Annotated in this window: 24 protein-coding genes; 12 read left to right on the forward strand and 12 right to left on the reverse strand. The window is 67.0% G+C overall.

Features of this window, described 5'->3' with window-relative positions; all coding sequences use genetic code 11:
* Positions 1 to 30 precede the first annotated feature (30 nt).
* From QQ25_RS17425 to QQ25_RS17435, 3 genes are all read right to left on the reverse strand, one after another.
* Positions 31 to 255, reverse strand: a complete 225-nt coding sequence (locus QQ25_RS17425; protein ID WP_039320786.1) for a hypothetical protein — start codon at positions 253 to 255, stop codon at positions 31 to 33.
* A gap of 9 nt (positions 256 to 264) precedes the next feature.
* Complete coding sequence (locus QQ25_RS17430) at positions 265 to 3,006, reverse strand: glycoside hydrolase family 2 protein (RefSeq protein ID WP_409370959.1); 2,742 nt, start codon at positions 3,004 to 3,006, stop codon at positions 265 to 267.
* A 167-nt stretch (positions 3,007 to 3,173) separates the two neighbouring features.
* Positions 3,174 to 3,911 (reverse strand): glucose 1-dehydrogenase, encoded by a 738-nt coding sequence (locus QQ25_RS17435; protein ID WP_039380140.1) that lies wholly within the window; start codon positions 3,909 to 3,911, stop codon positions 3,174 to 3,176.
* A gap of 102 nt (positions 3,912 to 4,013) precedes the next feature.
* On the opposite strand from QQ25_RS17435, the gene QQ25_RS17440 reads away from it, so the two are divergent.
* On the forward strand, positions 4,014 to 5,090 hold the full coding sequence (locus tag QQ25_RS17440) for an NAD(P)H-dependent amine dehydrogenase family protein (RefSeq protein WP_039380142.1): 1,077 nt from the start codon (positions 4,014 to 4,016) through the stop codon (positions 5,088 to 5,090).
* Between the two features lie 10 nt (positions 5,091 to 5,100).
* Here the strand turns inward: QQ25_RS17440 and QQ25_RS17445 are convergent, their stop codons facing one another.
* Complete coding sequence (locus tag QQ25_RS17445; protein ID WP_039380143.1) at positions 5,101 to 5,865, reverse strand: HAD family hydrolase; 765 nt, start codon at positions 5,863 to 5,865, stop codon at positions 5,101 to 5,103.
* A 56-nt stretch (positions 5,866 to 5,921) separates the two neighbouring features.
* Here QQ25_RS17445 and QQ25_RS17450 point away from each other — a divergent pair, with 56 nt between their 5' ends.
* From QQ25_RS17450 to QQ25_RS17465, 4 genes are all read left to right on the forward strand, one after another.
* The gene (locus QQ25_RS17450; protein ID WP_039320794.1) at positions 5,922 to 6,287 is read left to right on the forward strand and encodes a VOC family protein; all 366 of its coding nucleotides are present in this window, start codon (positions 5,922 to 5,924) and stop codon (positions 6,285 to 6,287) included.
* Between the two features lie 119 nt (positions 6,288 to 6,406).
* Positions 6,407 to 7,537 carry a nitronate monooxygenase gene (locus QQ25_RS17455; RefSeq protein WP_039321148.1) on the forward strand — a complete coding sequence of 377 codons (1,131 nt, stop codon included), beginning with the start codon at positions 6,407 to 6,409 and terminating at the stop codon, positions 7,535 to 7,537.
* 139 nt (positions 7,538 to 7,676) lie between these two features.
* Entirely contained in the window at positions 7,677 to 8,252 is a 576-nt protein-coding gene (locus QQ25_RS17460) for a TetR/AcrR family transcriptional regulator (protein WP_039320795.1), read from the forward strand.
* Positions 8,249 to 10,498: a molybdopterin-dependent oxidoreductase gene (locus tag QQ25_RS17465; RefSeq protein WP_039380145.1), complete on the forward strand. Its 2,250-nt coding sequence runs from the start codon at positions 8,249 to 8,251 to the stop codon at positions 10,496 to 10,498. Before QQ25_RS17460 ends, QQ25_RS17465 begins: the two co-directional genes overlap by 4 nt.
* Before the next feature lie 17 nt (positions 10,499 to 10,515).
* Here the strand turns inward: QQ25_RS17465 and QQ25_RS17470 are convergent, their stop codons facing one another.
* Positions 10,516 to 11,040 (reverse strand): hypothetical protein, encoded by a 525-nt coding sequence (locus QQ25_RS17470; protein ID WP_052235896.1) that lies wholly within the window; start codon positions 11,038 to 11,040, stop codon positions 10,516 to 10,518.
* A gap of 253 nt (positions 11,041 to 11,293) precedes the next feature.
* Between QQ25_RS17470 and QQ25_RS17475 the strand changes: the two genes are divergently transcribed.
* Complete coding sequence (locus tag QQ25_RS17475; protein WP_039320798.1) at positions 11,294 to 12,541, forward strand: cytochrome P450; 1,248 nt, start codon at positions 11,294 to 11,296, stop codon at positions 12,539 to 12,541.
* Here QQ25_RS17475 and QQ25_RS17480 read toward each other — a convergent pair.
* Complete coding sequence (locus QQ25_RS17480; RefSeq protein ID WP_039320799.1) at positions 12,495 to 12,818, reverse strand: hypothetical protein; 324 nt, start codon at positions 12,816 to 12,818, stop codon at positions 12,495 to 12,497. The two genes, QQ25_RS17475 and QQ25_RS17480, sit on opposite strands and share 47 nt — an antisense overlap.
* A 148-nt stretch (positions 12,819 to 12,966) precedes the next feature.
* Between QQ25_RS17480 and QQ25_RS17485 the strand changes: the two genes are divergently transcribed.
* Genes QQ25_RS17485 through QQ25_RS17495 form a run of 3 tightly spaced genes read left to right on the forward strand, consistent with a single transcriptional unit; the run spans position 12,967 to position 15,132 of the window.
* Positions 12,967 to 13,701, forward strand: a complete 735-nt coding sequence (locus QQ25_RS17485; RefSeq protein ID WP_101906268.1) for a helix-turn-helix transcriptional regulator — start codon at positions 12,967 to 12,969, stop codon at positions 13,699 to 13,701.
* A 55-nt stretch (positions 13,702 to 13,756) separates the two neighbouring features.
* Positions 13,757 to 14,479, forward strand: a complete 723-nt coding sequence (locus QQ25_RS17490) for a FadR/GntR family transcriptional regulator (RefSeq protein WP_039380286.1) — start codon at positions 13,757 to 13,759, stop codon at positions 14,477 to 14,479.
* Positions 14,476 to 15,132 (forward strand): sterol desaturase family protein, encoded by a 657-nt coding sequence (locus tag QQ25_RS17495; protein WP_039380148.1) that lies wholly within the window; start codon positions 14,476 to 14,478, stop codon positions 15,130 to 15,132. The genes QQ25_RS17490 and QQ25_RS17495 overlap by 4 nt, the downstream gene beginning before the upstream one ends.
* Here the strand turns inward: QQ25_RS17495 and QQ25_RS17500 are convergent.
* The 3 genes from QQ25_RS17500 to QQ25_RS17510 form a co-directional block, all read right to left on the reverse strand.
* Entirely contained in the window at positions 15,113 to 15,892 is a 780-nt protein-coding gene (locus QQ25_RS17500) for a L,D-transpeptidase (protein ID WP_039380287.1), read from the reverse strand. The genes QQ25_RS17495 and QQ25_RS17500 overlap by 20 nt on opposite strands.
* Positions 15,893 to 16,067: 175 nt before the next feature.
* Positions 16,068 to 17,504, reverse strand: coding sequence for a DUF7159 family protein (locus tag QQ25_RS17505; protein ID WP_204354904.1), 1,437 nt, complete (start codon positions 17,502 to 17,504; stop codon positions 16,068 to 16,070).
* Positions 17,505 to 17,832: 328 nt separating this feature from the next.
* Positions 17,833 to 18,786: a threonine ammonia-lyase gene (locus tag QQ25_RS17510; RefSeq protein WP_039320803.1), complete on the reverse strand. Its 954-nt coding sequence runs from the start codon at positions 18,784 to 18,786 to the stop codon at positions 17,833 to 17,835.
* Between the two features lie 71 nt (positions 18,787 to 18,857).
* Between QQ25_RS17510 and QQ25_RS17515 the strand changes: the two genes are divergently transcribed.
* The 3 genes from QQ25_RS17515 (at position 18,858) to QQ25_RS17525 (ending at position 19,962) form a co-directional block, all read left to right on the forward strand.
* Positions 18,858 to 19,280, forward strand: a complete 423-nt coding sequence (locus QQ25_RS17515) for an acyl-CoA thioesterase (RefSeq protein ID WP_039320805.1) — start codon at positions 18,858 to 18,860, stop codon at positions 19,278 to 19,280.
* A 103-nt stretch (positions 19,281 to 19,383) separates the two neighbouring features.
* Positions 19,384 to 19,611, forward strand: a complete 228-nt coding sequence (locus QQ25_RS17520) for an Rv3202a family protein (protein WP_039321156.1) — start codon at positions 19,384 to 19,386, stop codon at positions 19,609 to 19,611.
* Between the two features lie 18 nt (positions 19,612 to 19,629).
* Positions 19,630 to 19,962: a hypothetical protein gene (locus QQ25_RS17525; RefSeq protein ID WP_039320806.1), complete on the forward strand. Its 333-nt coding sequence runs from the start codon at positions 19,630 to 19,632 to the stop codon at positions 19,960 to 19,962.
* On the opposite strand, the gene QQ25_RS17530 is transcribed toward QQ25_RS17525, so the two are convergent.
* The 3 genes from QQ25_RS17530 to QQ25_RS17540 form a co-directional block, all read right to left on the reverse strand.
* Positions 19,904 to 20,797, reverse strand: a complete 894-nt coding sequence (locus QQ25_RS17530) for a cytochrome c biogenesis CcdA family protein (protein WP_039380151.1) — start codon at positions 20,795 to 20,797, stop codon at positions 19,904 to 19,906. The genes QQ25_RS17525 and QQ25_RS17530 overlap by 59 nt on opposite strands.
* An 8-nt stretch (positions 20,798 to 20,805) precedes the next feature.
* Positions 20,806 to 21,324 (reverse strand): disulfide bond-forming protein DsbE, encoded by a 519-nt coding sequence (locus QQ25_RS17535; protein ID WP_039380154.1) that lies wholly within the window; start codon positions 21,322 to 21,324, stop codon positions 20,806 to 20,808.
* A 106-nt stretch (positions 21,325 to 21,430) separates the two neighbouring features.
* Positions 21,431 to 22,312, reverse strand: a complete 882-nt coding sequence (locus QQ25_RS17540; protein WP_039380157.1) for a TIGR03854 family LLM class F420-dependent oxidoreductase — start codon at positions 22,310 to 22,312, stop codon at positions 21,431 to 21,433.
* Positions 22,313 to 22,352: the final 40 nt, after the last annotated feature.

Here is a 22,352-nt window from a genome sequence, read left to right on the forward strand (position 1 = left end):
TTTTCGCCCGCCGACCCGGCCGCTAGCTGCTCAGCGCTTGAGCCACGCGTTCAAGGTCGCCAAGTCGCGCGTGTAGGTGGTCATGATGTCGTCCTGGTACAGCGTCGCCCCACTGATCGTGGTCGGCCCCTGCCACACCACCCGGATCCGGTTCGCGCCGCGATGGTAGACGTCCACCCGGTCGAGATCCCGGTGCAGCCATCCGCCGCTCTCGGCCAGCCGGCCGACCTCTTGGCGCTCATCGGTTGTGGTCATCAGGCGATCCTATCGTCGTGCCCCCTGGTCGATCGGTACCACCGCCGGTGCGCTGTTGTAGCCGCCGACGCGGACCCAGTTCGCCTCGGGCTCGGATCCCGTCACCGTGCCGGTCACCTCCACGGTCTCCCCTGGATAGACGGTGACGTAGTTGTCGGTGTATTCGATCGGCAGGATCTCGTCGCCGTCGCGGGTCGTGGTGATCTCGGCACGTTCGAAGAATGCGATCTGGCTGCCGGGATTGTGCAGGCGGATCAGCACGGCGGCGCCGCCATCGGACGACTCGGTGCGCTGCGCGGTCACCTGCAGCGGTGCGGGCGCCATCGTGTTGAGCGGCGTCATGTCGGCCCAGCTGCTCTGCACGAGGTCGAACGCCTGGTCGTTGACCGGCGGACCCACATCGTCGAGTTGCTGGGACTGCCAGTAGGTGTTGTCGGCGACGACGTCGCCGTTCTCGTCCAAGACTTCGCAGCGGACGAACACCACCGGAGAGTCGACGGCCAGACGCGGCAGCGTCAGCCCCGGTGCCACGCCGTTCGACGGCACGGACGGCACATCGGAGCTCCGGTCGTCACGCATGCGGCCGGTCAGGTCGTAGGTGCGCACCCGCACCGTCAGCCCCGTCTGCTCGTGCGGCGACTGGTTGACCACGCTCACGTGGGCGGTGTCGTGATCACCGGTCGCATAGGAATCGAACACCACCGACAGCGGCCGCAGGCCCTTCTTGGCCCCGTAGTAGGCGCCGCCGGGCCGCAGGTAGTAGTCGAAGAGGTGGCCGAAGAACGACGGCCAGTGGTTGTTGAGCATCCAGTAGATGGTCATCTTGTGGTTGTCCCACCCGCCGGCTGCGAAAGCCTCGAACTGCGCACGAGTCGACTCGTAGTGCGCGAGTTGCGCTTTGCGGGCGAATTCCTCTGCGCCACTGGATGATCCGTAACGCTGGACCACCGCGGTCCGGATACTCTCCAGCGCGGCGTTACTGGGGTTCGCGCCGGCATGGAAATACCAGGCCTCGTTGATCGGCCACAGTTTGTCCGGCGGGATGAACTTCCGCAGGCTGGCGAACGGCGGGACGTGCTCGTTGTCGCCCTGCTCGGCGTTGGAACCGCGGGTGGCCTGATACCGGCCGCTGAACCAGTAGCTCGGCGGGCGCCAGGTGTACGGGCCGGCCATGTGGATGCCGTCCCAATCCGGTTCGCCGTTGGCGTCACGGGCCAGGGAGGACACCGTGTCGACGACGGTGTTGGGCCAGTGCAGATCACGCAGGATCCCGTGATAGCCCTCGAGCACCGGCGCCGGGGGCTTGCCGTCGCTGCCGTTGGCCCACAGGAACGCCGACGCGTGCCCCCGTAGCGAGAGGATCTGCGAGCGCATGCTCTCGTCGGCCACCCGCCGATCCTCGTCATCCCACTGCCACCACTTCTCCCACTGGTTGCAGCACATCCATCCGTACATCAGCGGAATGCCCAGCTCGTCGGCCCGCTCGATGATGTTGTCGCCCGGGAACTTTCCCTCAAGGCGCAGCATGTTCAGCCCGAGATCGCGCACGTATCCGAGGATCGCGTCCTCACGTTGAGGGTCGTAGGAGAACAACAGGTCGGGTGTGTACGCCGCGCCGCGGACCAGGAAATCGCGGCCGTTGACCGTGAGGTAGAAGCTGCCGCCGCGGCCGAGGTCGGGATACTGCTCATCGGTGTCGCGGTGCTGCGCCACCGTGCGGATCCCGAATCGGGAATCCAGCGTGTCGGTGGCCCGGCCGTATCGCACGAACTCCAACCGCAGGTCGTACAGGTCAGGCGTGCCCATGGTGTAGGGCCACCAGAGATCCGGGTCGCTGACTCGCAGCGCCTCGAAAGTGTCCGGGTCGAACTGGATTTCACGGCTCTCCCCCGGTGCCAGGCTGATCGCTTGATCCACCGAGATCTCCGGCTTGCCGGGCCGCGTGATGCGGGCCCGCACCACACCCCGCATCGGCACGTCGGCGGTGTTGCGGATGTCGGAGTAGACGGTGAGCCGGGCAGAGTCCGTGGCGGGCAGCGGCAGCTCGGAGATGACCAGCGGGTCACTGAGCACCACTTGCCCCGAGTAGCTCAGGTAGACGGGTTTGAAGATGCCCGCATTGCGGTCGGCGACATAGGAATTGCCGCGCAGCGGGTTCTTGTCCGGACCCTGATAACCGATGCGGTTCCAGTTGAGCCAGTCCCACCAACTGTCGGCCAGTTCGACACCGTCGATGTCCTGCAGTGCCTGCTCGGGAGTGACCTTGACCGCGAGCGTGTTGACACCGCCCGGGTTGATCCACTGAGTCGCGTCGACCTCGTGACTCGTGTGCATGCCCACCAGTAGTGAACTGCCGGCGATCATCGTGCCGTTGAGCCAGACCTCGGCGCGGTAGTTGATGCCGGAGAAATCCAGCCGGTAACTTGAACTGCCCCGGGGCGCTGTGAAGGTCGTGCGGTACCACCAGTCCTGCCGGAACAGGTCGTCTGGCACGTCGGCGAGGTTGTCGCCCACGTAGAGGTCCGGGTAGGTCCCGTCTTCCTGCAGTGCGCCCAACACGGTGGACGGCATGCGCTCGACGGGGTGCCAGTCGGCGTTCACCTCGCCCGGAGTGGACATCGCTGCCCCGTCGGCCGTCACCGTGCGCGCCGAGGCCAGTTGCCAGCCCTGTGCCAGTTCGATGCGTCCGGAGGGCGGCTCCGGCTTGGCGAACTGCGGGAAATCGGCGGCACTCAGCGACAGCACCAGCAGCGAAGCAAGGACAAAGCCCGCAATCCTGGCCCGAGGGCTCAGGCCGGCGCGGCGATTCCGGGCGGAAATGGGCAGCTCCTCACAGACCGGTGCGGCACCGTGTCGATGAGTCGATGCCCTGCGTGGTCATTCTGCCGTGGCAGGAACCGCAGCGTGCGGCCGGTGCGTCAGAGCTTGTGCGGGACGTCGTTGACGAGGCCACCGTCCATGACGAACTCGGCTCCAGTGGCGTAACGGGATTCATCGCTGGCCAGGAACACCACGAAACTGGACACCTCATCGGGTTGCCCGGGACGGCCCAGCGGGATGGTCAGCATGTCCTCGGGGAAGTGCTCGGTCATCGGGGTGCGGATGAATCCGGGATGGATCGAGTTGACCCGGATCTGCTTGGAACCGAGCTCGAGTGCCGCGGACTTCGTCAGTCCGCGAACCGCCCACTTCGAGGCGACGTACGGGTGGACCATCGCCGCACCGCGCAATCCCTCGATGGACGAGACGTTGATGATCGAGCCGCCGCCGGCGGCCTTCATCGCCTTGACGCTCGCCTGCATGCCCAGGAACGTGCCGGTCAGGTTGACGTCGAGCACCTTCTGCCACTGGGCCATGTCGAACTTGCCGATCTGGCCGATTGCCACGATCCCGGCGTTGTTCACCAGCACGTTGAGCAGACCGAATTCCTCGGTCGCCGTTGCGACGGCAGCGTCCCACTGGTCGGCGTCGGTGACGTCGAGGTGCACATAACGAACCGCGTCGCCGAGTTCGGCCGCCAGCGCCTTGCCCTCGTCGTCGAGGATGTCCCCGATCACCACCTTGGCGCCCTCGGCGATCAGCGCCCGGGCGTGCTCGGCGCCCATTCCCCGCGCCCCGCCACTGATGAGTGCCACTTTTCCATCTACCCGTCCCATGACGGGTGAGGCTACCGCCTGCGGCGCGAAATTAGAACCTGTTCCAATTTTGGCGCCCGATCGGCATACTGCGATTGGACCGAACACCTTGAGGAGACCTGTATGGCCATTCGCGTGGCGATCGTCGGCACCGGAAACTGCGGCCGGTTGGCCCTGATCCAGCTCATCGACGACCCTCGGTTCGAACTCGTCGCGGTGGGCACCTCGACCGAGGCGAAGGTCGGCCTGGACGCCGGCGAACTGGCCGGGCTGGGCGGCGTCACCGGGGTCACCGCCACGCTGGGCATCGATGGCGCGATCGCCGCCAAACCGGACTGCCTGGTGTACTGCGCGATGGGTGACACCCGCCCCGTGGAAGCCACCCGCGATGTGATGGCCGCACTGGCCGCCGGGATCAATGTGGTCGGCTCGGCCCCGGGCGGCCTGCAATTCCCCTGGGGCGCCATGCCGGAGAAGGCCATCGCACGGGTCGAAGAAGCTGCTCAGGCGGGTAATTCAAGCGTGTTCATCACCGGTGTCGACCCCGGGTTCGCCACCGACCTGCTGCCGTTCGCAATCGCCGGCACATGTCAGCGCATCGATCAGATCAAGACCATGGAGATCGCCGACTACGCCACCTATGACGGCACCGAGGTGATGTCGATCGTCATGGGATTCGGCAATCCGATCGACCAGCCCGGAATGTTGTTTCTCCCCGGAATCCTCAGCGCTGCTTGGGGAACCGCGATCCGGATGCTCGCCGCCGGGCTGGGCGTCGAAGTCGAAGAAATCACCGAGCACTACGAGTTGGAGCCCGCACCCGAGGACATCGAGGTCGCGACCGGCGTCATCGCCAAGGGCACGGTGGCGGCGATGCGGTTCCAGATCAACGGCATGGTCGGCGGTAAGCCGGTGATCGTCGTCGAACACGTCACCCGAGTGCGTACGGACCTGCGACCGGACTGGGCGCAACCTGCCCAGCCCGGCGGCTCCTACCGCGTCGAGATCACCGGCGAGCCGTCGTATGTCGTGGACATCTGCCCGACCAGCGATCGAGGCGACCACAACCACGCCGCGATCGTGGCGGCGGCCGGACGGATCGTCAACGCCATCCCCGACGTGGTGGCCGCCGAGCCGGGCATCCGCACCACGCTGGATCTACCGCTGGTCACCGGCAAGGGCCTCTACAGGTTGGGTTGACCGGATTCGATCAGGCTCCGGGCCGCAGGCGGCGATCGCCGCGGCGCCTGCCGTTCGGGCGCGGCAAGGTGAGCACCGGCCAATCCCGGTCGGTGGCGGCCGCGGCCAGACCCGGCCGCGGATTCACCGGCCTCGGATTGCCCACCAACCGCATCAGTGCGCGGTCCTCGTCGCCGTCGGCATAGAAATAGCTGTGCGCCAGGTCAACCTGCTCGGTCCGGCAAAAGGCTTGCACCGCAGCGGCTTTGCGGGTGCCCCAGATGATGGGCTCGACGATCCCGCCGGTCAGCCGCCCCCGCCCATCGGTCGTGAAGTGATTGCACAGAACGTGGTCGATGCCGAGGTGCCGAGCGACCGGCTCGGCGTGGATTGTCAGCGCCGAGGAGCTCAACACGACGGTGTGGCCGCGGTCCTGGTGCCGGCGGACCACGTCACGCATATGCGGATAGACGCGTTGCGCGATGCGGTTCTCGAACAGGTACTCCCCCAGCTCGTCGAGTTCGGACAGGGATTCTCCGCGCAGGTACCCGGCCGCCCGCACCAGAAGGCGCTCGAACGGCATCCGGCCGATCCGGTAGCGCACCGAGGCTTCGACGATCCCGAGGATCTCGCCGGCCGCGGCCTGCCGCCTCCGGATGCGGTGACCGGCATGCGCCGTCGCCGTGAAGCCGTCCACCAATGTGCCGTCGAGGTCGAAAAACGCCCCCACCTGCGCCCCGCCCGGACCGGTCCCGATCTCGAGCAGCGACTCGGGTGGCGACAAGGTGCGGCCCATGCAGCCAGTACACCAAGCCGCCACCGCTCTCGGCCAGTTGAGACTAGAAATGGGGCATGACCCCAACCGCACCTTCCATCGCCATCAAGGACGTCGCGGCCGTCATCTCCACCGCACGATTCGAGGAGGCAAAGACGTGGTACGCGCGGCTCCTCGGCCGCGAACCTGATCTGGAACCAGTTCCAGGCGTCGCCGAATGGCAGCTGACAGCGACCGCCTGGCTACAGGTCATCACCGATTCCTCCGGCGCCGGGCGATCGGCAGTTCGATTCGGTGTGGACGATCTGGACGCTACCGTCGACCGGCTGCGCGACGGTGGTGTGGACGTGACAGAACCCCAGGTCATCGCCGATATGGTCGCCGTGATCGACATCGCCGATCCAGACGGAAACGAAGTGTCGTTCGTCGCCGAGCTCGCGTGAATATCCCGGGTCATGTCCCAAACCAGCCACAGGTGGTACTAAACTAGAACACGTTTCACTTCCGTCCGGGTCGCATGACCGAGGACCCTCAGACCGCACCGCCACTCAAGGAGCTCCGAATGCACACCGCACTCTGCGACGAGCTCGGGATCGATGTCCCGATCTTCGCGTTCACCCACTGTCGCGACGTTGTCGTCGCCGTCAGCAAGGCCGGTGGTTTCGGCGTGCTCGGCGCTGTCGGGTTCACTCCCGAACAGCTTGAGATCGAGCTCAACTGGATCGACGAGCACATCGGTGACCACCCCTACGGCGTCGACATCGTGATCCCGAACAAGTACGAGGGCATGGATGCCAACATGTCCGGCGACGAGCTCAAGGGCATGCTGCAGTCCCTGGTGCCGCAGGAGCACCTGGACTTCGCCAAGAAAATCCTCGCCGACCACGGCGTGCCGGTCGACCACAGCGACGACGACGCGCTTCAGCTGCTCGGCTGGACCGAGGCCACCGCGACCCCTCAGGTCGAGATCGCGCTGAAGCACCCCAAGATGACGCTCATCGCCAACGCGCTGGGCACACCCCCGGCCGACATGATCAAGCGCATCCACGCCGAAGGCCGCAAGGTCGCCGCCCTGTGCGGATCGCCTTCGCAGGCCCGCAAGCACGCCGATGCCGGCGTCGACATCATCATCGCCCAGGGCGGTGAGGCCGGCGGCCACAGCGGCGAGATCGGGTCCATCGTGTTGTGGCCCCAGGTGGTCAAGGAAGTCGCCCCCGTCCCGGTGCTGGCCGCCGGCGGTATCGGCAGTGGCCAGCAGATCGCCGCGGCGCTGGCACTGGGCGCGCAGGGCGCCTGGACCGGATCCCAGTGGGTCATGGTCGAGGAGTCCGAGCACACCGAGGTGCAGCACGCCGCATACGCGAAGGCGACCAGCCGCGACACCGTCCGCAGCCGGTCGTTCACCGGCAAGCCGGCCCGCATGCTGCGTAACGACTGGACCGAGGCCTGGGAGAACCCGGACAACCCGAAGCCGCTCGGTATGCCACTGCAGTACATGGTGTCGGGCATGGCCGTGGCCGCCACGCACAAGTACCCCAACGAGAGCGTCGACGTCGCGTTCAACCCGGTGGGCCAGGTGGTCGGCCAGTTCTCCAAGGTCGAGAAGACCTCCGCGGTGATCGAGCGCTGGGTCCAGGAATACCTGGAGGCGACGGGCACCCTCAACTCACTGAACGAGGCCGCCGGCGTCTGATCGGCTCGGCCGCGACAGCGACGAAACGGCTGCGAGAACTTTGGTTCTCGCAGCCGTTTTCTCATTTCCGGGATAGCGCCAACCGCGACCATCCGCATTATGTAGGGTGTCATACATAGTCGGGTGAAAGGATGTCGAGATGGCGGGCCCTCGTGAGCGCATGGTGGCGTCGGCGGCATTACTGATCCGGGAGCGCGGAGCACATCCGACCGCGATCGCCGACGTACTGGCCCACAGCGGCGCGCCTCGCGGCTCGGCCTACCATTACTTCCCCGGCGGGCGCACCCAACTCCTGTGCGAGGCAATCGATTACGCCGGCGACTATGTGGTTACCCGGCTGGCCGAGGCCAAGGGGGCCGAGGCACTGCTCGACGGCATGATCGAGATGTACCGCAAGCAACTTCTCGGTTCCGACTTCCGCGCGGGCTGCCCCGTCGTCGCCGTCGCGGTCGAGGCCGGCGATCCGCAGCAGGCCGACGCGCCCGACCCGGTGCTCGAACGCGCCGGGGCCGCGTTCAACCGCTGGACCGGTCTGATCGCCGACCGACTGCGCGGCGACGGCGCCGACCCGGACCGTGCCGACGAACTGGCCATGTTGATCCTGTCGGCCATCGAGGGCGCGATCGTCGTCGCCCGCGCCACCCGTGACGTCAAACCACTGGACCTCATCCACGGACAACTGCGTGCGCTCCTGCCGAAAGGGACATCGTCATGACCGTCGATCAATGGCAACCGACCGCCTGCATCCTGTGCGAGTGCAACTGCGGCATCGTGGTGCAGACCGAAGGCCGGTCCATCACCAAGATCCGCGGCGACAAGGATCATCCGGCGTCACAGGGTTACACCTGCAACAAGGCGCTGCGGCTCGACCACTACCAGAGCAGCACCAATCGGCTCACCTCGCCGCTGCGGCGGACGCCTGACGGCGGTTATGAGGAGATCGACTGGGACACCGCGATTTCCGAGATCGCCGCGCGCTTCCTGGCGATCCGGGACAGCCATGGCGGGGATAAGATCTTCTACTACGGCGGTGGCGGACAGGGCAATCATCTGGGCGGCGCCTACAGCGGCGCGTTCCTCAAGGCGATCGGGTCCCGGTATCGGTCAAATGCTCTGGCGCAGGAGAAGACCGGTGAAGCCTGGGTCGATGCCTACCTCTACGGCGGGCATACCCGCGGTGAGTTCGAACACGCCGAGGTCTCGGTGTTCGTCGGCAAGAACCCGTGGATGTCACAGAGTTTTCCCCGGGCGCGGGTGGTGCTCAACGAGATAGCCAAGGATCCGGGCCGCGCGATGATCGTCATCGACCCGGTCATCACCGACACCGCCAAGCTCGCCGACTTCCATCTGCGCGTGCGGCCGGGGACCGACGCCTGGTGCCTGGCGGCGATGGCCGCGGTGCTGGTGCAGGAAAACCTTTGCGACGAGGCGTTTCTGGCCGCACACGTCAACGGCGTCGACGCCGTCCGCGATGAGCTGAGGCAGGTGCCGATCGGCGACTACGCGCAGCGGTGCGGCGTCGACGAGAACCTGCTACGCCAGGCGGTGCGCCGCGTCGCAGCAGCCGACAGCGTGGCCGTCTTCGAAGATCTCGGCATCCAGCAGGCGCCCAACAGCACGCTGTGCTCATATCTCAACAAGATGCTGTGGATCCTCACCGGCAACTTCGCCAAACGCGGTGGGCAGCACCTACACTCGTCGTTCGCACCACTGTTCGGCTCTGCCGGTGTCGGGCGCAGCCCGGTGACCGGCGCTCCGGTGATCGCCGGTCTGGTGCCGTCGAACGTGGTGCCGCAGGAGATCGCCACCGACCATCCCGACCGGTTCCGGGCGATGATCGTGGAGAGCAGCAACCCGGCGCACTCGGTGGCCGATTCGGCCGCGGTGCGGACCGCACTCGAATCGCTCGAGCTGCTTGTGGTCATCGACGTCGCGATGACCGAGACCGCACGGTTGGCTCACTATGTGCTGCCCGCGGCCAACCAGTTCGAGAAGCCCGAAGCGACGTTCTTCAATTTGGAATTCCCACACAACAGCTTTCACCTGCGCCACCCGTTGTTCGATCCCCTCCCCGGGACCCTGCCCGAACCGGAGATCTGGGCCCGGCTGGTCCGCGCCATCGGCGCGGTCGACGACGCCGAGCTGCAGCCGTTACGGCGCGCCGCCCGCGAGGGCCTCGATGCCTACGCAGCAGCATTCCTCGGCGCGGTGGGCGCCAACCCGGCGCTGGGTCGCGTGCTGCCGTACGTGCTCTACGAGACGCTGGGACCGGTTCTCCCGGACGGCTTGGCAGGAGCGGCGGCGCTGTGGGGCCTGGCCCAGAAGACCGCGATGACCTACCCCGACGCGGTCCGCCGCGCGGGCCACGCCGACGGGAACGCGTTGTTCGAGGCCATCCTGGCCGGACGGTCCGGGTTGATGTTCACCGAGCACGAGTATCACGACGATTTCGCCCTGATCGGCCACCCGGACCGCAAGATCGCCCTCGACATGCCCGAAATGCTCGAAGCGGTAAGGGCTTTGCCGACCACGCCGGATGCACTGACCACCGCGGAGTTCCCGATGGTGCTGTCCGCCGGGGAGCGGCGCGCCTACACCGCCAACGACATCTTCCGTGACCCCGCCTGGCGCAAGCGAGACACCGACGGCGCCCTGCGGATCAGTGTCGAAGACGCCGAGAGCATCGGCCTGTTCAACGGCGACCGGGCCAGGATCACCACCGCGACCGGCAGTGCAGAGGCCACCGTCGAGATCAGCGAGGCGATGCTGCCCGGGCACATCTCACTGCCCAACGGGTTCGGCACCGACTACACCGACCGCGACGGGCAGGCCGTCGCACCCGGCGTCGCCCCCAATGAACTCACCTCGTCGCAGTGGCGCGACGAATACGCCGGCACACCGTGGCACAAACACGTGCCCGCTCGCGTCGAGCGGATTCCGCTCGCGAGCGTTCCAGTCTGAGCAGTCGAGCCGGCCCGTCAGGGTGCGGGCGCGGGCGCGGGCGCCGGGAGCTGACCGGCGGGAGCCATCGGCGCAACCGGACCTGTCGGGCCCGCGGGACCTGTGGGCGTTGCCGTGCCCACGGGCACGGGCGCTCCCGGCGGCACCGGGGCCTCGGGCGCGATCGGCACGTTCGGGCCGGGCACCTGACCCGGGACGGGCGTGTTCATGCCGCGCTGCGCGAGCCCGAGAACCAAGGCTTCCTTACCGCTGATCTCCTGGTTCTGCACGGCGTGCCACAGATCCTTGAGATAGCTCAGGTTGGGGGTCTCCGTCCCCTGTCCGCTGGGGTCCATCGTGGCTCCCGGTGGCAGCGCATCCGGGCTGGCCAGGTGCGGAACCCCCGCGGGAGCCGCGGCAGCCGGGTCTCCGGCCGCCTGAGGCGTCGGCCCCGGCCCGGGTGCGGGCGCGGGCACCGGACCCGGCGCGGGTGGCACGGCGGGGCTGGGCGGCTCCGCGGCCGCCGCCGCCGCCACTGACAACGCAACGATGGGACCCGACACACAGCACACGACGACAGACGTGAACCTTCGGATGTCGACTCGCATAATTCAGTGGCCTCCTGCTGTTGCTCCAGGGACAGATGGTAGCGCTGAGTGCTTCGTCGCGCTCGTTCAACCGTTACAGATCGAGAATCGGAACACGTTCCAATACCGACGATGTGGGAGTTTCCGAAACCCGCTCCATGGGGCCCCACCTGTGGTGTAGCAATGGCTTACGCCACTACACAACGTCGTCGCGAGGAGCGCCCACGCCATGCCGACACTGCACCTCCCACCTGGATTCGACTTCACCGACCCCGATATCTACGCCGAACGCCTGCCCGTCGAAGAGCTCGCGGAGATGCGAAAGCTGGCTCCGATCTGGTGGAACGAACAGCCGGTGGGTCAAGGGGGCTTCGACGACGGCGGGTTCTGGGTCGTCACCAAGCACAAAGACGTCAAGGAGGTGTCACTGCGCAGTGATGTCTTCTCCAGCCAGGAGAAGACCGCCCTGCCCCGCTACCGCGAGGGCACCATCCAACAGCAGATCGACCAGGGCAGGTTCGTGTTGCTCAACATGGACGCCCCGCACCACACCCACCTGCGCAAGATCATCTCGCGGGCCTTCACACCGCGCGCGGTCGAACGCCTGCGCGCCGATCTCGCCGAGCGGGCCCGCGCGATCGTGGAGACCGCGGCCGCCGAAGGCTCGGGAGACTTCGTCGAGCAGGTGTCGTGTGAACTGCCGCTGCAGGCCATCGCGGGACTGATGGGGGTGCCGCAGGAGGACCGGAAGAAGCTGTTCGACTGGTCCAACCAGATGGTCGGCGATCAGGACCCGGAATTCGCCACCAACGATGCGATCAGCGCCTCCGTCGAATTGATCATGTACGGGATGCAGATGGCGGCCGAGCGGACCAAGAACCCCGGCGAAGATCTGGTCTCGACGCTCCTGCAGGCCGACGTGGAGGGGCACAAGCTCTCCGACGACGAGTTCGGCTTCTTCGTCATCCTGCTCGCCGTGGCGGGCAATGAGACGACCCGGAACTCGATCACCCAGGGAATGATGGCGTTCGCCGATCATCGCGACCAATGGGAGCTGTTCAAGCGCGAGCGCCCCGGTACCGCCGCCGACGAGATCGTGCGGTGGGCCACGCCCGTGACCTCGTTCCAGCGCACCGCGTTACAGGACACCGAACTGGCGGGTGTGCCGATCAAGAAAGGCCAGCGGGTGGTGATGTTCTACCGCTCGGCGAATTTCGACGAAGAGGTTTTTGAACACCCCTACTCTTTCGATATCCTGCGGGATCCCAATCCGCACGTGGGATTCGGCGGCACCGGGGCGCACTACTGCATCGGCGCCAACCTGGCCAGGATGACGATCGACCTGATCTTCAACGCCATCGCCGACGGGATGCCCGACCTCACCCCGCTGTCGGCGCCCGAACGGCTACGGTCAGGCTGGCTGAACGGCATCAAACATTGGCAGGTGGATTACCGCGGCCGCTCGGATAGTCGATGATGGATCGCCAATAGTCCTCGGGGATCTCGGTATTCGATCGCAACACGATCGCCAGACCGGTTGCCATCGCGATGCCGAGGAGTCCGAGCCACAGGCCGGCGGCGGCGATCGCCAGCCAGAGGACGGTGGTCAGCACGGGCCACGGCGATGCCAGCACCAGCGCAGGCGCGAAGAAGAAACCGGTCCCGATGTAGGCCGCCGACCCCGCCCGGTCGGCGGCCATCACGAAGTGCAGCCAGCGTGGAATCGATGGGGGCGACTGACGTGGCTGTCTCATCGTTGACTCCTTTGGTCGTGCCGTACCCCAACGATGACCGGTGCGGGTAATAGCGGCAATTACCCCTCAGGTAGTGGTTATCTGACGTCGGTTCGGTGAGACTCAGGTGGTGACGAGTGCGCCGACCCAGACACCGATCGGTTCACTGATGCGCGACTGGCGACTACGCCGCCGGATCAGTCAGTTGGACCTGGCCATCGAGGCCGACGTATCGGCACGTCATCTCAGCTTCATCGAAACCGGACGCTCGGTGCCGAGCCGGGCCATGGTCCTGAGACTCGCCGAAGCCCTGGAAGTGCCACTGCGGGACCAGAATCAGCTGCTCCTGGCGGCCGGCCTGGCACCGGTCTACGCCGAACGACCTCTGGAAGACCCCGAGATGACCGCGGTGCGCGAGGGCGTCACCCGGGTGTTGGACGCCTACAACCCGTTTCCCTGTGTGGTGGTCGATCACACCTGGAATCTGTTGCAGGCCAACGCCGGTAGCGCGGTCATGCTGGAAGGCGTCGCTCCACATCTGCTGGCACGGCCCAATGCGCTGCGGATCACCCTGCACCCCGACGGTATGGCCCCACGCATTCGGAACCTGGCGGAATGGCGTCATCACCTGATCAGCCGACTGCGCCGCGAGGTCACCGTGAGCGGATCGACCGAGCTTGCCGACCTTCTCGCCGAGATCGAGTCCTATCCGGGCGGCATGGAACCGGTTCGCGACCTCGGCGGCGTCGTTGTCCCGCTCGAACTCAGCGCCGCCGACGGCACCGCGTTGACCTTCCTCAGCACCGTGACGACGTTCGGCACGGCTCTGGACCTGACCGCCGCAGAACTGAGCATCGAAGCGTTCCTGCCCGCCGATGCCGATACCGCTCGCGCGCTGCGCTGAAATCAATTGGTCTTACCACTTGACCTCTGACCGCGTGGTGGGCAGCATGGGACGCATGGCCCTGCAACCGGTGAACCGCCGCTCCGTACCCGAAGACGTCTTCGACCAGATCGTCGGCGAAGTGCTCAGTGGCCAGATGCAGCCAGGAGAGTCGCTGCCCAGCGAACGCAGACTCGCCGAGGTACTCGGCGTGTCCCGCCCGGCCGTACGCGAGGCGATCAAGCGGCTCACCGAAGCCGGCTTGGTCGAGGTTCGACAGGGCGACGCGACCACGGTGCGGGACTTCCGCAGGCATGCCGGTCTCGACCTGCTACCCCGACTGCTGTTGCGCGCAGGCGAACTCGACGTGGGTGTGGTTCGCAGCATCTTGGAAACCCGCCTGCACAACGGCCCCAAGGTGGCGGAGTTGGCCGCTCAGCGAGCCCCTGCCGAAGTGGTCGCCCAGCTCAGCCGCACGGTGGATGCCCTGGCCGCAGAATCCGATCCGGTGACACAACAGCGCCACGCGCTCGCCTTCTGGGACCACGTCGTCGATGGCGCGGACTCCATCGCGTTTCGGTTGATGTACAACACCCTTCGGCAGACCTATGAGCCCGCACTTCCCGCATTGGCCACCATGATGGCCGACGAGGTCGGCCGTCCGGACGCCTACCGTCGGATCGTCGAGACGATCGAAGCGGGTGACCCGGGGGCTGCCCGCGAGGCCGCTCAGGCATTGCTGGAGCCGGCCACCGTCGCGCTCATGGGCGCTCTCGACGCGCTGGAGGAAATCCGATGACACGCAACGCCTTCACATTGGGCGACGCGGTACGGGAATTCGTCCGGCACCCCTCCCCCTGGATGATCGGCACCGCCCTGGTTGTCAGCGCGGGCGCGCGCTACGCCGCCGGGGACTGGCAACCCACCGATGCGCTCGTGCCCGTGGTGATGCTGGCGACGTTCCCGTTCTTCGAATGGGTCGTGCACGTCTTCGTACTGCACTGGCGACCAAGGCGATTCGGCCGGATCTCCGTGGATTCACTGCTGGCCCGTGATCACCGGCGCCACCATGTCGATCCGCGCGACATCCCGCTGATCTTCATTCCGTGGCAGTCGTTGCTGTGGATACTGCCCGTCGCCGTGGCCGTCGCGCTCCTGGCGTTCCCTCGACTCGGGCTGGGCCTGACTTTCCTGTCATTCCTGACCGTGCTGGGCCTGTCCTATGAATGGTGCCACTACCTGATCCACAGCGACTACAAGCCGAAAACCCGCGCGTACCGAGCGATTTGGCGTAATCATCGCCAACACCACTACAAGAACGAGCACTACTGGTTCACGGTAACCACCGCCGGAACCGCCGACCGGGTGCTGGGTACTCATCCCGATCCGGCGACGGTATCCACCTCACCGACGTCGAAGAACCTGCATGCGGCTAAGCCTGCACGACAATAGGATCGCCCAGATTCACCGTGTTGTAGTACCAATCGGCGTTGTCAGGGCTCAAATTGATGCAGCCGTGGCTGACGTTGGAATAGCCCTGCGAGCCCACCGACCAGGGCGCACCGTGCACGTACACACCACCCCAGGTCACCCGGACCGCGTCGTACACCGTGAGCTTGTACCCCTCGGGGTCGCTCAACGGAATGCCGATGGTACGCGAATCCATCACCACCACAGGCTCTTTGCCGAGTGCGCTGAAGGTGCCGATCGGAGTCGGAAACTTGGGCTTGCCCATCGACGCGGGCATGGTGCGGGCCACGGCGCCGTCGATGCTGACGGTGAAGGTGTGCGCGCTGACATCAGCCACACCGAGCACCTCGGCGCCGGTCTCGAAGCTGGTCTTGGCGCCGCCGGCGGATACCGAGATCTTCGAGTGAGCCGGCCACAACTGATCGGGCTTCCACTGCATCACGTCGTCGCTGAGCCAGGTGAAGGTGCCGTCAGGGGTGTGCGGTGAGTTGATCCGCAGGCTGCTCTGTGCTGCGTTCCGGTCGGTGACGGGCCGGTCGAAACTCACGGTCAACGGCATCGCGACACCGACCACCGAACCGGCGGCAGGCTCGATCGTCAGTCCCGGCTCAGGCGTGCTCACTGCGGCCGCTGCGACATTGACCGTGCTTGCGGCGGCCAAGGTGGCCACACCAATCGCCGCAAACACTTTCAGTACCGACGCTCGAACGGTTCCGAATGACGACGATGGGACGCTCAGCATTCCACCAGTGTAGGTGCTCACCGGGACTACACCGTCCAGGCGCAGCGTGACGGCGGGAGATCGGTGTCGGTGGTAACGCAGTGAGTGGCCCATGGTGAACACATCGACACGACGTGTCAGAACGTTTCACCGCAGCAAAGGCGACCTCACGCCGGCCTCAGCAACGTCACGGCGATCAGGGTGCAGGGGCTACCGGCTCCGGAGGCACGGGCTCCGCCACGGGTTGCGCGGGTTCGGCCGCCGGTGGCGCGGCTTCCGGCGCAGGCGGCACCGTTTCGGCCGCCGGAGCCTGGGCAGCCGTCTGCTGTACCGGTGCCGCCTCTTGTGGTGCGCTCGGTGGAGGCGGTGGCGGCGGCGCGACCTCGGAGGGGGGAGGTGGCGGCGGTGGAACCTCAGGGGCCGGAGGCGGCGGAACATCCGATGCCGGGGGCGGTGCCTGCGACATTGCCGCCTCTCCCGGCGGCAGCTGGCTCGGCGGTGCCTGTGGTCCCGCGTCGGGCGCCGGCGCAACAGGTGGCTGCTCGGGTGATCCCGGTGCCGGCTCCGGTGCGGCCGGGAACGGCTCCGACCCGTCAGGGACGAGTTGCTCGCCCGGCACAGCGGTGTTCTCGGATGGGGCCGTTGGGGTTTGGCCGATCGCGTACTCCGGCGCAGCGTCTTGCACGACCGTCTCGACCACCGGAGGTGCCTCGGACGGCACGGGGATCGCGGCTGTAGAGGGCTGCTGCACGGCGGCCGAGTCGCCCGAGGTGCTCACCACCGGACGGGTGCTCCGGTGCGGAGTCGGCTCCGAACCGGGCAACAGCTGCTGACCGATGGCCAGAGCCAGCGATACCCCGAAGGCCAGCACTCCACCGACCAATATCGCCAGCGGCGTCAATTGTCTGGTGGGCCACCGCCATCCGGCTGCGCCCGTGCCGCCCTCGCCCGTCAACCGGCCGCGCCGCACCGAGGCCAACGCGGCGCCCCTGGCCAACGGCAGTCCGGGTTCGGCCGGGGTGAACACCGGCACCGCCAGTGCCTGCTCCAATTTCGGCAGCACCGAGTCCAGGTCGACGGCAGATCCCACGACCACCAGCGCATCGGGACGCCGGTCGGCCGCATCGAATACCTCGGACAGCCAAGTGGTCAGGCCGGCAACGGTTTCGATGCCACGGCTGACCGAGGTCTGCACCGGGTGGTGGCCGTCCACCGTCATCGCCTGCACGACGTCGGGTTCCAGGACACATACACCGGTGGTGTCGAATCCGACGATGCCGGCAACGCGCCGCGCCAATGCGTCCGTCGCTTGCGGCAATCGCACCGGAACCACGTCGGTGAAACCGGCGTCCGCGAACTTCTTCAGCAGCACCGCGGCCTCGGAAGCCGCCCCGGAACTCCAGGTGACACCGATCGCCCCGAGCCGCAAACCATGTTCTGCGGCAACCCTTTCGGCGCGCCGAACCGCCTTCACGACATCGGCGCAGATGTCATCGGTTCGTGCGGGCGCAAGGCCACGGATGTCAAACGCGTCGTGGTCGACGGTCGCCCCGTCAGCCTCGCGGCCCTCGACCAGGACCAGGCCGACGGTCGACGGTGTCATCGAAACACCGAGCACCGCGTCCACATGCACCCCCGAAAAGTGTGGCCGTCGTCCAACGTTTCACGATGACATTACCGGGTGGCAGCATCGCACCGGTCCCCTGGACCTCGGCCGCCGCGGCCCTCACCCGGTGTGAAATGTGCTGTGCCGCAGAACAGCGAGGACAAGACGAAGTATCGGTTTGCCACCGGTACCGCCAAACGTCGGGCCGCAAACCGTTCGCATGGCCAGGCGGTGACCCGTGGTGGTGTAAACGTGGGAGCGGCTCCCGTTCCCTGACCATGGCGCCGGCCTTGTTCTCCGGCGGGCCGGAAACGGCGGTGTCAGGCGTGCTTGCCCAACCTGCCGATGGAGGTGTTCACCGACCGCCGGACAAGATGTCGGCCAGCAACACCGGGTCCACATTGCCGCCCGAGACGATGACGACTGCCGGGCCGGGGGGCGCGGCGGCCTTCCGGTACCCCGCCAGCGCCACAGCACCACTGGGTTCGGCCACCAGGTGAGCACGATGCGCGAGATCTCTGACCGCTGAACGGATCTCGTCCTCGGTGACGGTGATGACATCGTCGAGCACACGTTGCAGGTGCGCGAACGTCAACGCCGACGGCGCCGAACGCAGGCCGTCCGCGATGGTCCGGTTGCGTTGCGCCACAGGCCACTCCACGCGATGACCGGCGGCCAGGCTTTCGGCGGTATCAGCCGCGAGTTCCGGCTCGACACCGAATATCTCGGCCCGCGGGCACAGGGCACGTATCGCCGTACCCACCCCTGAGGCCAGGCCACCGCCGCTGATCGGAATGAACACCGATGCGACATCGGCCAGATCCTGCGCGATCTCCAACCCGATGGTGCCCTGACCGGCGATCACGTCAGGATGGTCGAACGGTGGCACCAGCACACCCCCGGTGCGCTCGACCAGTTCAGCGGCGACCGATTCGCGCTGTCCGGCGCCGCACAGCACCACGTTCGCGCCACGATCCCGGGTGGCCTGAACCTTCACGGCCGGCGTTTCCTCGGGCATCACGATGTGGGCCGCCACGCGAAAGGCCGCAGCCGCATATGCCACCGCCTGAGCGTGATTGCCGCTGGAGTACGCCACCACTCCCCTGGCCCGCACCTCGGGATCGAGCCGGCCCAACGCATTGAACGCGCCGCGAATCTTGAAGGCCCCGATCGGCTGCAGGTTCTCCGGCTTGAGCCACAGCGGCCGATCGGGATCTCCCCAGCCGGCGGCGAGCAGCGGGGTTCGCACGATATGGGAGCCGATCCGCCGGGCCGCGGCGTCGATCTCGTCGAGGGTCACCAGCTTCACCGCACAAGTCTCCCCCGCGGAGCGGGTCGGCGAAACTCCGGGCCGTCGGCGCCGGCCGTTACCGTGGAGCGGTGACCCAGTACAGCTTCGGCATCGTTCCGCGCTACGCCGAGATCGACCAGCAGGGCGTGGTGTTCAACGGTCACTACCTCACCTGGTTCGACGAGGCGTGCACCGCGCTGTTCGACCACCTCGGGATGAGCTACCCCGATCTGATCGCCGATGGACTCGACATGCAGGTGGTACACACCGAGATCGACTTCCGGGCGCCTGTCCGATGGCGGGAGCCGGTACGGATCGCGGTGCGGTGTCAGCGCATCGGTACCACCAGCTTCACCCTGGGCTTCACGGTGCTGGGCACCGACGCTTCCGGTGACGAGCAGCCCAGGGTGTCCGGGAGCAACGTCTACGTGGTGGTCTCGACCGCCGACTGGGCCAAGCGAGACGTTCCGCATGCCATTCGCGTCGCACTCAGTTCCGTTCCCGGCCAATGATTTCCCGGCCGCCGGCACAGCGGCCCGAAATTCGCGTTGAATCGTCAGTTCACAAGTAGCACAATCGGTGTGCACGGCGATGCCGGTCGGTGAGGGGGCAATGATGACGAGCACCAACGGTGGCGGATTCGAGGGCGACGGTTTCGAAGACGACGCGCCCGAGGCAGACGTCGTCGAACAACTGATACCGGTCGGTGTCGACGACGAGGATGACGCGATCTCGGATCTGCGGCGTGTGCGGATCTCGACGGACACCGATGCCACCGAGGCGGACCTGATCGATCAGGCCATCGTGGTGCCACTGGACGACGAGTCCGACTTCGATCGCTGAGAACGAAGGATGCCCAGCATGCGCTTGCCCGATGCGTTCGACAGCATCAACGCTGATGACACGACAACCTCACGGGTGTTCGGCGACCCGTATGTCACGCCCGACGGGGCAACGGTGATACCCGTCAGCAGGGTTCGGCACCGGCCCGACAGTGGACGGTCCGATTCCAGACCGCTGGGGATTTTCGTCGTCAAGGACGGCAAACCCACCTGGGTTCCTGCCATGGACAACACGCGGATCGCGTTGATGGGTGAACTGATCGGGTTGGTGGCGGCCACACTGGCAACGCTCGCTATGGTGCGTCGTCCACCGTGGCCGGATGTGCGTGGCGTGTTCTCGCGACGAATCTGACGCGCCACAGACCGACTGCCAGCAACACCAGCAGAGCGAGCACCCACGGCCACGCGCCGTGCCGATGGACCCATCCCGCGAGCGTGCCCTGCAGACGTCCTGCGGCGGCGATCACCGGGTCATCGGGATTGCCTGCGGCGCTGAATAATTGGACCTCGTACCAGCCGTAGTAGGCGACGTACGCGCCGACGGCGATCAACAGTGCTCCGCTGATCCGGCTGATGTAGGGAACGAGGCGCCGCAACCGGTCGACCACCGCCGTGCCTGCCAGCGCCGTCGCGACCGCCAGCACCCCGACCACCAGGGCGAAACCCGCCGCGTACGCGGCGAACACCGCCGCCCGGTGCAGTGCCGTGTCCGATTCCAGTGTTGCGCCGGTGACGGCCAGGAACGGCCCGACGGTGCACGACAGTGATGCCACGGCGTAGCCGACGCCGTAGCCGGCCATCGAACCGAGCCGGGCAGTCGGCGCCCAGCCGGTATGGCCCGCCACGGCGTCGGGAAGGAGCAACCCGAGCCGGCGGCCGGCCAGCAACCAGACGCCGAGAACCATCAGGACGGCACCGATGATCAGCGTGACGTAGGGCAGGTAGCGCTGAACGGTGCTCGCGGCCGCCACGGTGAGGAGCCCGAACGTGCCGAACACCGCGACGAACCCGGCGGTCATCACCATGGTGGCCACCAGCGCCCGCCCCACCGCGGTCAGCGGTCCGCGCGCCGAGGCTCCCCGCACCACCAGCGCGAGATACCCGGGCAGCAACGCGAACCCGCACGGATTGAGCGCCGCGACCAGTCCAGCGCCGAACGCCAACCCCACCAGGTTGTTGTCGAGCACGCGGGCGGCTAGCTCTTCAGGGCCGCGACCCGGTCGGCCAGCTCCTGCTGCGACATCGCCGACGTCGGGTTGTTGACGAACGTGGACGAACCGTCGGTGCGGTAGAAGACGTAGGCGGGCTGCCACGGCACGTTGTACCGGGCCCAGATGGAGCCGTCGGCGTCATTGAGATTGGGGAAGTTGAGGTGGTACTTGTCGACGAAACCCTGCATGGCGCCGACGTCGGAGTGCGCCGCCACCCCGACGAAGCTGACCTGAGGATTGGCGGCGGCGACCTGGCTCACCGAGGGTGCCTCTGCGTTGCAGAACGGGCACCACGGTGTCCAGAACCACAGCACCGCGGGCCGCCCGGACAAGCTGGACCCGTTGAACGGGGCACCGGACAAGGTGGTCCCGGTGAACTGCAGCCGATCGTCGGCAGCCGCGGTCGGCGCCGCGACCAGCGCGAACACCATCGCGAGCGCGGACAGCAGGCCCGCCAGGCTCGGTGTCAACGGCAGGTGCAACCGCGGAAGTCGCATCCTCATGGCAGTCTCCTTCGCTCAGGGCGCAGCACGCGCACGGCCTGCGCATACCCCCTGACACGACGATCGACACTCCAGAGTTCAACGCAGCGGCGTTTGCGCCCCGCCGTCAGTTCTGCCGGGGCAGCAGCTCGGCGGTGAACCGCTCCAGGAATGCAGTGCGGTCACCGTGACCGGCCGGCCTGATCACGAACTTGGTCAGCCCGGCGGCGAGATAGGCATCGAGTTGGCGGTGCAGGGCCGGCCAGTCCGCGGCGACGAGTTGTTCCGGGTCGACATCGGGTCGACGGCGACGGACCGCGGCGAGCACATCGGCCGGGAGGGTGCCGTCCCCGACGGCCAGGCTGATGCCGTAGTGGTCAGGCTCGATGGTGCGCCCCGCAGCAACCGCTGCGGCCTCAATGCGCAGGCGGGCCGCGCCCGCCTCCTCGGGCGTGAGGAAACTGCCGAGCCACCCGTCCGCGAACTTTCCGATGCGGGTCAGGGCTGCCGGGGCCGACCCGCCCAGCCAGATGTCGATCGGGGTGTCCGGTAACGGCTGTACCTGTGCGGACCGGACAGTGAAGTAGTCGCCCTCGAACGGCGCGTCGTCGCCGCGCAGGGCCGAGCGCAGCAAGGCCAGCGATTCGTCGAAGACGGCGGCCCGGCGGCCGTCGGGCACGACGAAGATGTCCCGCTCGGCGGGCAGGGCCGAATGCAGGCCGAACGCGGGCAGCACCCGCTTGGGTGCCAGCGCCGCCAGCGATGCGAGCTGTTTGGCCACCAGAACCGGATGGCGTCCCGGCAGGATCGCCACCGAGGTCCCGACCTTCAGCCGGCGGGTGCGGGCCAGCGCGTAGGCCATGCCGACGAACGGATCCACCGCAGGGGTGTAGACCAGCTCGGAGAACCACACCGAATCGACCCCGGTGCTTTCCAGGTGATCGACGATGCCGGCCAACTCGTCTGGGGTGGTCTCGGCGCCGAGTCCCACGCCGAAGCGCACCTTCATCGCAGCTTTCCCATGCCATCCATACTTGGCCCAACACCGA

Origin of the sequence: Mycolicibacterium setense, assembly GCF_000805385.1 — a bacterium.
GTDB classification, from domain to species: domain Bacteria; phylum Actinomycetota; class Actinomycetes; order Mycobacteriales; family Mycobacteriaceae; genus Mycobacterium; species Mycobacterium setense.

Bases quoted from the DNA above. Each gene is read 5' to 3' on its own strand.
- QQ25_RS17540 (WP_039380157.1), bottom strand. From the start codon at position 22,312: ATGAAGGTGCGCTTCGGCGTGGGACTCGGCGCCGAGACCACCCCAGAC.
- QQ25_RS17455 (WP_039321148.1), top strand. From the start codon at position 6,407: ATGCACACCGCACTCTGCGACGAGCTCGGGATCGATGTCCCGATCTTC.
- QQ25_RS17425 (WP_039320786.1), bottom strand. From the start codon at position 255: ATGACCACAACCGATGAGCGCCAAGAGGTCGGCCGGCTGGCCGAGAGC.
- QQ25_RS17460 (WP_039320795.1), top strand. From the start codon at position 7,677: ATGGCGGGCCCTCGTGAGCGCATGGTGGCGTCGGCGGCATTACTGATC.
- QQ25_RS17490 (WP_039380286.1), top strand. From the start codon at position 13,757: ATGGCCCTGCAACCGGTGAACCGCCGCTCCGTACCCGAAGACGTCTTC.
- QQ25_RS17450 (WP_039320794.1), top strand. From the start codon at position 5,922: ATGACCCCAACCGCACCTTCCATCGCCATCAAGGACGTCGCGGCCGTC.
- QQ25_RS17440 (WP_039380142.1), top strand. From the start codon at position 4,014: ATGGCCATTCGCGTGGCGATCGTCGGCACCGGAAACTGCGGCCGGTTG.
- QQ25_RS17465 (WP_039380145.1), top strand. From the start codon at position 8,249: ATGACCGTCGATCAATGGCAACCGACCGCCTGCATCCTGTGCGAGTGC.
- QQ25_RS17480 (WP_039320799.1), bottom strand. From the start codon at position 12,818: ATGAGACAGCCACGTCAGTCGCCCCCATCGATTCCACGCTGGCTGCAC.
- QQ25_RS17520 (WP_039321156.1), top strand. From the start codon at position 19,384: ATGACGAGCACCAACGGTGGCGGATTCGAGGGCGACGGTTTCGAAGAC.
- QQ25_RS17495 (WP_039380148.1), top strand. From the start codon at position 14,476: ATGACACGCAACGCCTTCACATTGGGCGACGCGGTACGGGAATTCGTC.
- QQ25_RS17525 (WP_039320806.1), top strand. From the start codon at position 19,630: ATGCGCTTGCCCGATGCGTTCGACAGCATCAACGCTGATGACACGACA.
- QQ25_RS17435 (WP_039380140.1), bottom strand. From the start codon at position 3,911: ATGGGACGGGTAGATGGAAAAGTGGCACTCATCAGTGGCGGGGCGCGG.
- QQ25_RS17535 (WP_039380154.1), bottom strand. From the start codon at position 21,324: ATGAGGATGCGACTTCCGCGGTTGCACCTGCCGTTGACACCGAGCCTG.
- QQ25_RS17500 (WP_039380287.1), bottom strand. From the start codon at position 15,892: ATGCTGAGCGTCCCATCGTCGTCATTCGGAACCGTTCGAGCGTCGGTA.
- QQ25_RS17485 (WP_101906268.1), top strand. From the start codon at position 12,967: ATGCGCGACTGGCGACTACGCCGCCGGATCAGTCAGTTGGACCTGGCC.
- QQ25_RS17445 (WP_039380143.1), bottom strand. From the start codon at position 5,865: ATGGGCCGCACCTTGTCGCCACCCGAGTCGCTGCTCGAGATCGGGACC.
- QQ25_RS17475 (WP_039320798.1), top strand. From the start codon at position 11,294: ATGCCGACACTGCACCTCCCACCTGGATTCGACTTCACCGACCCCGAT.